Raw genomic sequence first — 12659 nt, 5'->3', positions numbered from 1 at the left:
CGAGCGTCCTCAGAAGGGCGGGGCGTCGGGCAGGGGATCGGGGGCTGGGCGGTCTGGTCTCCAGTCCTCCGGGAGCTCTTCCGGCTCGCGCGGGTCGTTGACCCACGTGCAGAACGGGCTGGTACTCGATGTGCCCTTGAACACAAACAGCATGTCGCGCATGTGGTTTCGGAATTTGCGCGCCGCGATTTCCTCTTTTCGGGCCTGCTCTAGGCGCACACGGGCCTCGTTGATAGGCCGCTGTTCACGGTTGCGCTCGCGCGCCTTGGCAATCCGCGCGCTTCGCTGCGCAGACCGGCGCCGTGCACCCGGTGGCGGCGGCGCGCATGCCGGACCGCGCGGCTGCGGAAACAGGTCCGCGCCGGCCGGAAACGTCCGATAGGTTCGCCCGGCGGGCGAGACCCACACCACGGTGCCGTCAGCGAGTTGCTTATCGCGCCAACCACCGAAGGTCTTGAGCCGGTGGTGCAGTCGGCACAGGCATTTCAGATTGTCGAACACCGTCAGGCCGCCGGACGCCGGATCCCGATGGTTGAACGGGATCGTGTGGTCCAGGTCGCAGGCGATGGCCGGGCGGCTGCACCCGGGGAACCGGCATGTCAGGTCCCGGCATCGCACGGCGCGCTCCAGAGCAGCCGGGGGTTGATAGCGCAGCGCCTCGACGGGACTCGTCACCGGATTGGCCGTCAGGACCGACGCGGCCTCGGCCAGCTGTCGGACCTGCTCGGCGTCGATGACGCCATGGCCCGCCAGATAGCCGGGACGATCCCCGTCGTGGTAGACCGTCTGATCGCTCGCGACCACATTGATCACCACGCGTGCGCCACCCGGGTCGGGCATGCCCTGCTCGTCGCCGGCCCGTGTCGGGCAGTCGGGGCTTCCGCAGGCACATCCCAGCCGGCGGCCCTCGGTCAGCGCGGCCAACGCATCGGCGCGGCGCTGATCCAACGTCCGCGGGTCGGCGGGGCACACGTCCTTGGCGAGCTGTGACAGCCGCTGATCGAATGCCGTCGCGGCCGCGACGGCCACCGACCCGTACAGATCGGCCATCCCGTTGCCATGAGCACTGACCGCGATGTGGCGGTCGTTCTCGGCGACCTCGCGGCGCTCGCGGGCGGCGTCGGGATCGACGGCCCGCACCGCGGCATCCACGGCATTGACGATCCGCTGCCTGGACCAGCCCTGCCAATTCCCGATCCGCGCGGCCAACGAGCGGTCGAGGTGGGCCATCGCGCCCTCGTCGGTGACCAGATCGGTGCGGCTGATGATCAACCGCACAGTTCGCCAGTCCGTCCGCCCCTCAGCCAGCAGGGCCGCAACCTGGGGCAGCCGAACGTCCAGCGCCTCCGCATAGGACACCACATAGCTGGCCGCCGCCGCAGACAGATTCATCACCGCGGCCACCTCGGCAGCCGTCTGCTCGAACCCGTCGATCTCGGCGTGGTCGTCCCGGTGCTCGGACCTCTCAGCGGCGGCGGCTCGGTGCCGCAGCAACGCCGCGACCGCCGCCAGCCGCCGCGCCACCAACATCGACTCCTCGCGGTGGGTCGCCTCCACCACCGCCACCAGGGCGGCGGGATCGCAATCGGGTAAAGATTCGAACACACATTCGATTATGCCACACCGCTCCGATGATTCTGATCAAGCCGGGCCGCCTGTGGATAACCGGCCGCGTGGCTGGAAGGGTGGTGATATGACCCTGGTAGCCGGGCGCGGCCCGCTCAGCAGCGATCCGGCCGGGCGGTTCTCGCCGGCGATACCCTCCGAGGTCGTCTACGTCGAGCCGCACCCGCGGCGCGTCCAGGCCTTGAAGGACGGGCGGACGGTGATCGACACGGAGCGGGCGCTGATGGTCCACCGGCGGGGTCACCCGCTCAGCTACGCGTTTCCGGCCGACGCGGTCGGTGACCTGCCGACCAAGCCGGAGACCGAGGCGCCGGGCTTCGTCCACGTGCCGTGGGACGCCGTCGACGCCTGGTTCGAGGAAGGGCGCAAACTCGTGCATTATCCGCCGAACCCATACCACCGCGTCGACTGCCGCCCGACGCGGCGGCACCTGCGCGTCTCGGTCGCCGATACCACGTTGGTTGACACGGACGACACGCTGATCCTGTTCGAGACCGCGCTCGAGCCGCGCCTTTACGTCCACCCGTCGCATGTCCGCACCGATCTGCTGCGGCGATCGGAGACGTCGAGCTACTGCAACTACAAGGGCTTTGCGACCTATTGGTCCGTCGCGCTCGGCGACAGCGTCGTCGACGACGTCGCGTGGAGTTATGAAAACCCACCCCCGGAGAGCCTGCCCATCAAGGGGTCTTTCAGTTTCGACGCCGTGCGCGTCGACGTCGTCGCCGAGCTGCCACTCACTTAAGCCGCGAAAGTGCAACTGGCAACGCATCTCCCGAGTGCGGCCGTCGGCAGTTGCACTTTCGGCGGCAAAGTCAGGAGTAGCTAGGACGGCCGAGTCGCAGCGCGTGCTGGGCGATCATGTTGCGGAACACCTCGAGCGTTCCGCCGTAGATCCCCAGAGGCAACGACAACCGGTAAAGGTGTTCGGCCGCACCGTCGCTCGCGGCACCATGGGTGTCGGTGGGCAACGCCGACGCCGTCCCCAGGATGTCCATCAGATCCGGGGTGATGTCGCGCATCGTCTGCGCGATAGCAACGCGGCCGAACATGCCGGGGGTGGACAGCGCCGCCTCCATCCGCGCGATGTCCCGCCCGAGCCGGTATTTCACCGATTCGTCGTCCACCTGCGAAACGAGCGCCGCGACGGCGTCGACCACTTCGGCCATCACGTCGCCGTGCCCCGCCATCGCCGCAATGTACTGCAGGCCATGGTCTTCCGGATCGACCATGCCGTGCTCGGAGTCCAGCGCCGCGCGCATCACCGCCCAGCCGCCGTTCACCTCGCCGATGCGGTAGAGGTCATCGACGCGCACATCGCTGTAGTAGACGATGTTGGTGCGGTCGCCGTCGAGGGTGCGGATGCCCTGGATCTCGATGCCGGATGAATCCAGGGGGACCAGAAACATGGTCAGGTTCCTGTGTTTCGGGCCCTGGGGGTCGGTGTTGGTGAGCAGGAAGACGTACCGGGCGTTCTGCGCGTTCGAGGTGAACATCTTGGAACCGTTGATGATCCACGCCGAGCCGTCCCGCACCGCCCGGGTCTTGCAGGTGGCGACGTCCGAGCCGCCCTCGGGCTCCGTGTACCCCAGACACAGCCGGATCTCGCCGGACAGCACGCCCGGCACGACTTTGCCGGCGAGCTCCGGCGCGCCGAATTGCTGCACCAGCCGGGCGACGACGGACGTGGTGCCCCAGTGGTACCACGGGGTGTGGGCTCGGGCGATCTCGAGTTGAAAGATGCGCCGGCGGATCGGGCTGAACCCGCCCTCGGACTCCGGCTTCCAGTCCGAGGCCAGATATCCGGCCTCACCCAGCGCCAAATGCACTTGTTCGTCGAAGTTTTCGCCGAATTCCCGCTGGCGGCGCAGCACCTCTTCGGTGACGTGCTTGGCGATGAAGGCCCGGGTCTCGTCGAGAAATTCCCGGTCCTGCGCGGAGAGTTCGACCTGCGAGAAGTCCATTTAGATCGCGTCGACCACTTGGGTTCGGAACCGGTCGAGGGTGTCGAGCGCATGCGCCATACCGTCGCCGGGCAGCCCGACGCTCACCCACGTCACCCCCACCGCCGCAAGCTTTTCCAGGCCATCCAGGTACGCGTCGGCGTTGAACTCGTCGGTCGCGGGGCTGCCGCCTTCGAAGTTGGTGAAGGTGATGTCGATCGCGGACCAGTCGCGGCCCGCCGCGTCGCACCGGCGCCGCAGATCGTCGATGCCCTCGGTGAGACGCTGCACGGAGTCGATCACCGCGGTGCCCGCGGTCTGGGCCAGCTGCGGCGGCGCGGGAAACGGGCACCAGCCGTCGCCGTGCTGCGCGACGCGCCGGCGCGCCGTCGTGGTGTTGCCGCCGATCCAGATCGGTGGGCAGCCGGCCGGCCGTGGGTGCGCCGTGATGCCCCGGGCGGTGAAATGCCTTCCCTCATAGGAGATGTCGTCACTGGTCCAGATGGCCCGGATCACCTGCAGCGCTTCCTCGAACAGCTCGGCGCGCTCGTCGTAGTTCACGCCAAGCGCCGCGAATTCGCGCTTGAGATAGCCCACACCGACCGCGAGCGTGAAGCGCCCACCCGAAAGCAGGTCCAGCGTGGCGCCGGATTTGGCCACCACGAACGGATTTCGATACGGCAGCACCACGATGTTGGGAATCAGCCGCAGCGTGTTCGTCGTCGCTGCCGCATAGCCCAACGCGACGAACGGATCCAGGGCGTCGTGCCCGCCGGCTTCGAGCCACCGCTGCGACGGGGCGGGGTGATCGGTGAAGCCGAACCCGTGAATCCCGGCCGCCTCGGTGGCCGCGGCCACCTTCGCGATGCCGTCCCCGCTCGACAACTCCGGGTTGTACGGATGGGTGTGCATCGGATGAGTGATGGTGAAGCGCATGACCGCGACCAGACGCTAAAACCGGGCGCGGGAATCGATTGCCGTGTCGCTTTTGCGCAGCGGACGGATCAGCGCCTCCTGGGCGAAGGAGCACAGCAGCTCACCCTCCTCGGAGTGCACCGTGCCGCGCACGTAGGACATCCCGGCGCCGACCTGGGTGCTCTCGTGGGTGTAGAGCAGCCAGCCGTCCCAGCGCACCGGCTCGTGGAACGCGACGGAGATGCTCATCGGCGCGGTGGACACGGTCAGGTGCGCCTGGGCGGTGCCGATGCCCGGGTGGGCGCGCATGGTCGTGGAAATCCCCAGATGGCCGGTGAAGTACGCCAACAGCGCCTTGGCCAGGTCGTCGCGGGTCGGGATGGGGTCGTAGTGCAGCCACGCGTACAGCTCCGGGGGCCCGACCTCGTCGGGACTGTTGACGTCGACGACGTCGACCAGGCGCAGCTCGCGTCCGACCATCGGCATCGGCGAGTGGTGGGCGTCCGCGGGCGCGGTCACGTCGGGGCGCGGCAGGTGGTGGCGGATGACGTCGCCGGTCGGGACGTCGGCCAGCACGGTGATGCTCAGGCAGCGCCGGCCGTTTTGGTGCACGGCGACCACGGCGGTCGCGGTGGACCGGCCCTCGGCCACCACGTCGAGCACCAACTCGATCGGCGGCCCGACGATGACCGCGCGGGAGAACACCGCGTGCGCCGAGCGCACGGACTTGTCCGGGAACCTCTTGGCCACCGCGACGATCGCCTGGGCGAGCACCTGGGTGCCCTCCACCACCTGCCGTTCGTCGCCGACGGCGATCCCGGTGTCGCCGATGAACCGATCCTGCCCGTCGGCCTGCACGTCGAAGAGGTTTAGCAGGCCCTGCACCGTCCACCCGATCTGCTCAGATTCCTCAGAAGCCTTGGTCAAATCCGCTCCACCTCCCGTGCCGGCAGCTCACGGCTCAGCGTGACACTTTGAGTAGGATTTGTAAAGCTTGGCTAACAACATTCAGGGAGGCAATGCAATTGGGCGCACGAACGGCGAGATTGACACCGGCGCACGTCCTGCATGACACTTTTGCGATGTTTTGTAATGCGGAAGGTTTGTCACAGGGCGCGGCCGGATGATCCCCGAGCCCCTGGCCAACGGCTTCTGCTTCGGTGAAGGCCCGCGGTGGTTCGAGGGACTGCTGTGGTTCTCCGACATGCTCGGCGAGGCCGTGCACACCGCGGACATGCGCGGTTCGCTGACCACATTGCCCCTGCCCGGGCGCTCCCCGTCCGGCCTCGGGTTCCGTCCCGACGGGTCACTGCTGATCGCCTCGGGCGAAGACCGGCAGGTGTTGCGTTACGACGGCGAAACGGTCGTCCCCATCGCCGATCTCGCGTATCTGACACCGGCCAATCTTGGTGACATGGTCGTCGACGATGCCGGGCGGGCCTATATCGGATGTCAGGCGTTGTCTGGTGGCGCGATCATCCGCCTTGATCCCGACGAGACCGCCACCGTCGTCGCCGAGGATCTGGATTTTCCCAACGGCATGGTGATCACGCCCGACCGAAAGACGTTGATCGTCGCCGAATCGACGGCCCGTCGGCTGACCGCGTTCACCATCGACGAGAACGGCGGGCTGAGCGACCGCCGGGTCTTCGCCGACGGCCTCGACGGGCCGCCGGACGGGATCGCGCTCGACGCCGAGGGCGGGGTGTGGGCGTCGATGACGCTGGCCCACCAGTTCGAGCGGATCACCGAAGGCGGCGTGGTGACCGACCGGATCGACATGGGCGAGCGGGTGGCCATCGCGTGCGCGCTCGGTGGTCCCGAGCGCCGCACGCTGTTCCTGCTTTCCAGCACCGACGCGTATCCCCGGCGCCTGATCGGCACCAAGCTGTCCCGGCTGGACGTCGCGACGGTGGACATCCCCGGCGCGGGCCTACCCTGACACCCCGAGAGGTGGACGAGTGACGGATTCCTATTACGAGCTGATCGATGACGCCGACCCGTTGGGCGAGAAGTTCAGGGCCACCGACCTGGCGCGCGGCACCTGGTCGGCCGCGATCCAGCACGGCGGGCCGGTATCGGCGCTGCTGGTCCGGGCGCTGGAACGGTGCGCTTGGCGCGACGACACCCGGCTGTCCCGGGTGGTCATCGACCTGCTGGGCGGGGTGCCGGCCGAGGGCGATCTGTGGGTCAGCTCGCACGTGCAGCGCGGTGGCAAACAGATCGAACTGGTCAGCGCCGAGATGCTCGCCCCGGGGCCCGGCGGCGATCCGCGGCCGGTGGCCCGCGCCAGCGGATGGCGGTTGCAGCAGCAGGACACGCGGGCGCTGGCCCACGCCGCGGCCGACCTCCCCCGGCCGCGGACCGAGGCCCGCAACCGCAACCTCAAGGCGCTCGACTGGGACCGCAACTACGTGCACAGCCTCGACTGGCTCTGGCTGACCGAACCGCTCAGCGCGGGCCCGGGCGAGTCCTGGATCAACCCGACGGCCGACCTCGTCAAGGGCGAGACGATGACGCCGCTGGAGCGGCTGTTCGCGGTGGCCGACTGCGCCAACGGCATCGGCAGCAAGCTGGACATCACCAGGTGGACTTTCCTCAACACCGACCTCGCCGTGCACGTATTCCGGATCCCCGACGGCGACTGGATCGGCATTCGCGCGGAGACCAGCTACGGGCCCGACGGCGTCGGGACGACGGTCGGCACGCTGTTTGACGAGCGGGGCGCGGTCGGCGCCATCCAGCAGTGTGTGCTGGTGCGCTCGCGCCCCGGCCGGGAAACGAAAAAACCGTGACACCTTGGCGATACTTCGTAAAGTTTCTCTTATGAGCCAACCGGCCCAAGCGGCAGAGTTCGACACCTCGACGCGCCAGCGCATCCTCGACGCCACCGCCGAGGTGCTCGGCCGCAACGGCAAGACCAAGCTCAGCCTGTCCGAAGTGGCCGCCCAGGCGGGGGTGTCGCGCCCCACGCTCTACCGCTGGTTCGCGTCCAAAGAGGAACTGCTGTCGGCGTTTTCGCAATACGAACGGCAGGCCTTCGAGAGCGGCCTGGTCAGGGCCACCGCCGGACTGAGGGGAGTCGACAAGCTCGACGCCGTGCTGCGATTCATCGTCGAGTTCCAGCATTCGTACTCAGGGGTGCGCATGGTGGACGTCGAACCCGAGCACACCATCGCCCAGTTCGGTCGCGTCATCCCGGAGATGCGCGACGGGCTGCAACGGCACCTCTCCGGACCCAACGCCGCGGTGAAAGCCGCGACGGTCATCAGGATCGCCATCTCGCACTACATCGTCCGAAGCGACGATGCCGAACAGTTCCTGGAGCAATTGCGCCACGCCGTCGGAATCAAGGGCGGCGGCTGATCAAATCCCCCGCGACCGCCCGTGTTTGCACGGCGACACGCCGCATCGCGCGCACATTTGCGCGCCCTCGCGGCAAGAGGACTACTCGAACAGGACGGCCGCGTTGAGGTAGCCGGTCGGGTCCAACGCGGCCTTGACGGCCCGCATCGCGGCGATGTCGGCGGGCTCGCGTGACATGCCCAGGTACCGGCGCTTGCGACTGCCGACGCCGTGCTCGGAGCTGACGTTGCCCCCGCACCGCGCGATGAGGTCCATCATCGGCTGGTACAAAGCCCGCTCCCCCTCGACCGGGCAGCGCAGCACGTTGAGGTGCAAATTGCCCTCGCCGATGTGGCCGAACAACAGCGGCACCGCCCCGGGCGCCCGCACACAAACCAACGCGGCCGCCTCGCGGGCGAACCCGCCGATCGCCGACAGGGGCAGCGACACGTCGAACTTCAGCGGCGGCCCGTACACGCCAAGCACGTCGGCCAGGGCTTCCCGAACGCGCCACAACCGTTGCTGCGCAGCGACATCCACGCCGACCGCGGGTTCGTCGCACAGCCGCACGCCCTCCAGAAGGTCGGCGAGCCGATCGGTCTGGTCGTGGTCGGCGGCCAGTTCCACCAACAGCAGCCAATCGCCCCGCACCGGCGCACCGACCCCGAGGTGTTCGGCGGTCAGCGCCGCCGCCCGGCCGTCGATCAACTCCAGCGCCGCGATCCCGTCGGCGTCCCGAAAGGTGCGGCCGGCGTCGACCAGCGCCTCGAGGTCGGCGAACCCGCAGACCGCCGCCACCCGATGCGACGGTGTCGGGTGCAACCGCAGGTCCAGCGCGGTGATCACGCCGAGGGTGCCTTCGGCGCCCACGAACAGCGCCGGCAGGTCGTAGCCGGTGTTGTCGCGACGCACCAGGCTGTGGCGACGCATCAGCGAACCGTCGGGCAGCGCCACCTGCAGGCCGACCACTTGGTCGCCCATGTTGCCGTAGCGAACGGTGCGCAGGCCGCCTGCGTTCGTCGAGGCCATGCCGCCGACGGTCGCCGTGTCGCGGGCGGCCAGGTCCACCCCGAACACCAAACCCGCTGCGGCGGCCGCACTTTGGACGGAAGCCAGAGGGGAGCCGGCGCCGGCCGAAACGCGGCGCTCAACGATGTCGACATCGCCGAGGGCGCAAAGCCGTTCGGTGGACAGCAGCACGTCGTCGTGCTCGGGGACGGTGCCGGCCACCAGCGAGGTGCGACCGCCCTGCACCGTCACCCGCGCCCCCGCATCGCGGCACACCCGCAGCACCTCGGCGACCTGTTCGGCGGACCCCGGCCGCACCAGCGCGCTGGCCCGGCCGCGATAGCGGCCGGTGTAATCCACGCTGCGGCCGGCCAGCACGTCGGCATCGGTGATGACGTGATTGGAACCGACAATCCTTTTGAGGTCCCCAAGCCTGCCTGGCATGCTCGCGGTTATAGCACCGCCGGCTACCGCCCGGCGAAAGCCCCCGACGCGCGCCACTCGGCGTGATTCAGCCGACGCTGCGGTTTCTTCGCTCGCTGAGGAAATTTGACCAGGACACCACCTCGGGGTGCCGCTGGAGCAGGGCCCGTCGCTGGCGCTCCGTCATGCCGCCCCACACGCCGAATTCCACTCTGTTGTCCAACGCTTCTGCAGCACACTCCTGCATGACCGGGCAGTGCCGGCAGATCGTCGCGGCCTTGCGCTGGGCGGCGCCGGTGACGAAGAGCCCGTCGGGATCGGCATCGACGCATAACGCTCGCGATACCCAGCCGGCCGGTTCCTCCGCGGACGGGTTGCGCGCCAACCCCCGCACAACCGTCCGGTGTGGCCGGTGACCGGCCGGCTTTGACCCTGACATGAGCTGTCTTCCCTTCTCCCGGACCGAGATCCCACGCAGGTGCGTGCCTGAATAATTCCCCGCGCCGCGCCCGTTAAACGACACGAGTTGAATACTGGAAGGCCACCGCCGAAACCCGGACCCAAGCGCGCGCAACGCCGCGGTTAACGGGCCGGCGGCTACCGAGGACTCCGCTGCTAGAACTCCTTGTGCGGCACGTCTGTGACCAGCCCGCCGTCCATGACGAACTCGCTGCCCGTGGTGTAGGACGACTCGTCGCTGGCGAGGAACAGCACGAACGTCGACACCTCCCGCGGCTCGCCCGGGCGGCCCAAGGGGACGGTGACCATGTCCTCGGGCAGCTTCGCGGTCATCGGGGTGCGGATGAACCCGGGGTGTATCGAGTTGACCCGGATGTTCAACGGCGCCAGCTCCAGCGCCGCCGACTTGGCCAGGCCGCGCACCGCCCACTTCGACGCGACATACGGGTGCACCGCGGGCGCGCCGCGCAGACCCTCGATCGACGACACGTTGATGATCGAACCGCCCCCGGCCGCGGTCATCGGATCGACTGCCGCCCGCATGCCGAGGAAGGTGCCCGTGAGGTTGACGTCGATCACCTTCTGCCACTTGCCCAGATCGAAATTCCGCAGTTGCCCGAGCGCCACGATGCCGGCGTTGTTGACCAATACGTCGAGCTTGCCGAATTCGCCGGTCGCGGTGGCGACCGCGGCGTCCCACTGGTCGGGCTGCGTGACGTCGAGGTGGACGTAGCGTGCCGCGTCACCGATCTCCTCAGCCAGCGCCTTGCCCTCGTCGTCCAGGATGTCGCCGATCACCACCCTGGCGCCCTCTTCCACGAGCAGCCGGGCGTGCGAGGCACCCATCCCCCGTGCGCCACCGCTGATGAGCGCAACTTTGCCCGCTACACGTCCTACCTGTCCCACTCGGGAGCTCCTTTCGGGTTACGTGACTACCAGGTTGTTCGGTGCGTAAAGACCTTTCCCGGTGACCAGCGGGAGGTCGAGCGTGGTCCGAATGCCGGGCGGCGCCGCGATCACCGACGGGATGGCGTTGACGATGCGCCCGGCCGCGCCCACGATCGCGGCGTGGTTGTGGTCGCCCTTGAGGCTGCTCGGCACGATGTCGACGGCGTAGGACGGCTCCCCGGTGATCTCGACGCGATACGAGCCGCCGCCGGCAGCCGGCTGCGCCCAGTCGGGCCGCAGGTCGGGGCGCAATCGGGTGATGTGCTCGATGACGATCGCCGGGTGCCCCTTGGACATGCCGCGGATCTCGAACTGCAGCGCGGCCATGGTGCCCTTGGCCACCGGCCCGACCGCGATGTCGAAGTCTTCGGGCGCCGGTTCGCGCTGGCACGAGTCGGTGATCTGGTCGATCTCGATGCCGAGGCCGGCGGCCAGCTGACGGATCGCCGTCCCCCAGGCGATGCTCAGCACGCCCGGCTGCAGCAGCATCGGCACCTCATCGAGGGGCCTGCCGAACCCCATGTAGTACATGACCTCGGCGCCGTCGTAGGTGGCGTAGTCGGCGATCTCCATGCAGCGCACCTGCTCGATGCTCTGACAGGTGCCCGCCAGCGCGAACGGGATGAGGTCGTTGATGAACCCGGGGTCGACGCCGGTGATGAAGATACTCGAATTGCCTTGCCTCGCAGCGTCTTCGACACGATCGATGTATTTGCCGGGCATGACACCCCACGGGTATTGCAGCAGCCCCGGCGACGACCCGACGACGTTGACCCCGGCGGCGAGGATGCGCATGACGTCGGCCATCGCGTCGGGCAGGCGGGTGTCACCCATCGCGCAGTAGACAACGCACTCGGGCCTGGTGGCCAAGACGGCGTCCAAGTCGCCGACGGCCGCCACGCCGGTCACGGTGCCGGCGTCCAGGCCGACGCCGCACAGTTCCCCGGCGTCCTTGCCCACCTTCTCCGGCGTGGACACGCACAGGCCCGTCAGCTCGAACTGCGGGTTGGTGATCAGTTCGGCCAGGGCAAGCCCCCCGACGTTTCCGGTACCGACGTGCGCCACGCGGATAGCCATGAGAGTCTCCGTCCCTCGAACGCCCGAAACGTTTCTAGACAGTAGTCCACTATTTCTCGGGCGCCTACCGCACCCGACTTGCGACCGGGCAGAATTAAAACGCTGTGGCACAACGCGAGGACGTCCAATTCGCATCCGGCGACGACCGGATCAGCGCGTGGCTGTACCGGCCCACGAGCAGTGATCCGGCGCCGCTGCTGGTGATGGCGCACGGCCTGAGCGCGGTGCGCACCATGCGACTGGACGCCTATGCCGAACGGTTCAGCGGGGCCGGCTACGCCTGCCTGGTGTTCGACTACCGCAACTTCGGCGACAGCGGAGGCCGGCCGCGCCAACTGCTCGACATCAAGATGCAGCTCGCGGACTGGGCGGCGGCGGTCGCTTACGCCCGCACACTCGAAGGCATCGATCACAGTCGAATCGGGTTGTGGGGCACCTCGTTTGGCGGCGGGCACGTGATCGCCACGGCGGCCAGGGTGCCGGGCATCAAGGCCGCCGTGGTGCAGTGCCCGTTCACCGACGGCGTCGCCTCCGCGCGCACGCTGAACCCGGTGATCTTCGCGCGCATCGGTGTGCTGGCCGCGCGCGACCTCATCGCGGCCCGGTTCGGCCGATCACCGGTGATGGTCGCCGCGGCGGGCAAGCCGGGTGAGGTCGCCTTGATGAACGCCCCCGATGCGTACCCCGGCTATATGAGGCTGGTTCCCGAGGGCCGGACCGCGCCGAACGAGGTCGCCGCCCGGCTCGCGTTGAAGGTCATCACCTACCGTCCGGGACGCTCGGCCGCGAAGGTCTCCTGCCCGATCCTGTTCTGCGTGTGCGAAGCCGACTCGGTGGCTCCCGCGGTCCCCACGCTGCGCTACGCGGCCAAGGCGCCGCGCGGTGAGGTCCGGATGTATCCCGAGGGGCATTTCG

Annotated in this window: 13 protein-coding genes; 5 read left to right on the top strand and 8 right to left on the bottom strand. The window is 68.6% G+C overall.

Features of this window, described 5'->3' with window-relative positions:
- Window positions 1-9: 9 nt before the first annotated feature.
- Entirely contained in the window at window positions 10-1605 is a 1596-nt protein-coding gene (locus VMD50_RS11230; protein ID WP_325427777.1) for an HNH endonuclease signature motif containing protein, read from the bottom strand.
- 88 nt (window positions 1606-1693) lie between these two features.
- On the opposite strand from VMD50_RS11230, the gene VMD50_RS11225 reads away from it, so the two are divergent.
- Window positions 1694-2371, top strand: coding sequence for a DUF427 domain-containing protein (locus VMD50_RS11225; protein WP_325427775.1), 678 nt, complete (start codon window positions 1694-1696; stop codon window positions 2369-2371).
- A 70-nt stretch (window positions 2372-2441) separates the two neighbouring features.
- Here VMD50_RS11225 and VMD50_RS11220 read toward each other — a convergent pair whose 3' ends face one another.
- The 3 genes from VMD50_RS11220 to VMD50_RS11210 are packed head-to-tail and all read right to left on the bottom strand — an operon-like array spanning window position 2442 to window position 5411.
- Window positions 2442-3590, bottom strand: a complete 1149-nt coding sequence (locus VMD50_RS11220; RefSeq protein ID WP_325427773.1) for an acyl-CoA dehydrogenase family protein — start codon at window positions 3588-3590, stop codon at window positions 2442-2444.
- The gene (locus VMD50_RS11215) at window positions 3591-4505 is read right to left on the bottom strand and encodes an LLM class F420-dependent oxidoreductase (protein WP_325427771.1); all 915 of its coding nucleotides are present in this window, start codon (window positions 4503-4505) and stop codon (window positions 3591-3593) included.
- Window positions 4506-4520: 15 nt separating this feature from the next.
- Window positions 4521-5411: an acyl-CoA thioesterase gene (locus VMD50_RS11210; protein ID WP_325427769.1), complete on the bottom strand. Its 891-nt coding sequence runs from the start codon at window positions 5409-5411 to the stop codon at window positions 4521-4523.
- Between the two features lie 196 nt (window positions 5412-5607).
- Here VMD50_RS11210 and VMD50_RS11205 point away from each other — a divergent pair, with 196 nt between their 5' ends.
- Genes VMD50_RS11205 through VMD50_RS11195 form a run of 3 tightly spaced genes read left to right on the top strand, consistent with a single transcriptional unit; the run spans window position 5608 to window position 7850 of the window.
- Window positions 5608-6426, top strand: a complete 819-nt coding sequence (locus VMD50_RS11205; RefSeq protein ID WP_325427767.1) for an SMP-30/gluconolactonase/LRE family protein — start codon at window positions 5608-5610, stop codon at window positions 6424-6426.
- A gap of 19 nt (window positions 6427-6445) precedes the next feature.
- A complete protein-coding gene (locus VMD50_RS11200; RefSeq protein WP_325427765.1) occupies window positions 6446-7279 on the top strand; it encodes a thioesterase family protein in 834 nt (277 codons plus the stop codon).
- 31 nt (window positions 7280-7310) lie between these two features.
- A complete protein-coding gene (locus VMD50_RS11195) occupies window positions 7311-7850 on the top strand; it encodes a TetR/AcrR family transcriptional regulator (protein WP_325427763.1) in 540 nt (179 codons plus the stop codon).
- An 81-nt stretch (window positions 7851-7931) separates the two neighbouring features.
- On the opposite strand, the gene VMD50_RS11190 is transcribed toward VMD50_RS11195, so the two are convergent.
- From VMD50_RS11190 to VMD50_RS11175, 4 genes are all read right to left on the bottom strand, one after another.
- Entirely contained in the window at window positions 7932-9281 is a 1350-nt protein-coding gene (locus VMD50_RS11190; RefSeq protein WP_325427761.1) for an FAD-binding oxidoreductase, read from the bottom strand.
- 67 nt (window positions 9282-9348) lie between these two features.
- Complete coding sequence (locus VMD50_RS11185) at window positions 9349-9699, bottom strand: WhiB family transcriptional regulator (protein WP_325427759.1); 351 nt, start codon at window positions 9697-9699, stop codon at window positions 9349-9351.
- Window positions 9700-9875: 176 nt separating this feature from the next.
- Window positions 9876-10625 (bottom strand): glucose 1-dehydrogenase, encoded by a 750-nt coding sequence (locus VMD50_RS11180; protein ID WP_325427757.1) that lies wholly within the window; start codon window positions 10623-10625, stop codon window positions 9876-9878.
- Window positions 10626-10643: 18 nt separating this feature from the next.
- Window positions 10644-11744 carry an NAD(P)H-dependent amine dehydrogenase family protein gene (locus VMD50_RS11175; RefSeq protein ID WP_325427755.1) on the bottom strand — a complete coding sequence of 367 codons (1101 nt, stop codon included), beginning with the start codon at window positions 11742-11744 and terminating at the stop codon, window positions 10644-10646.
- 104 nt (window positions 11745-11848) lie between these two features.
- Between VMD50_RS11175 and VMD50_RS11170 the strand changes: the two genes are divergently transcribed.
- A partial coding sequence (locus VMD50_RS11170) for an alpha/beta hydrolase (protein ID WP_325427753.1) occupies window positions 11849-12659 on the top strand: 811 nt, incomplete at its 3' end.

Origin of the sequence: Mycobacterium sp. (genome assembly GCF_035506235.1) — a bacterium.
Classification (GTDB): domain Bacteria; phylum Actinomycetota; class Actinomycetes; order Mycobacteriales; family Mycobacteriaceae; genus Mycobacterium.
The sequence above is the reverse complement of the archived record's forward strand: the minus strand, read 5'-3'. Positions and strand labels throughout refer to the sequence as shown.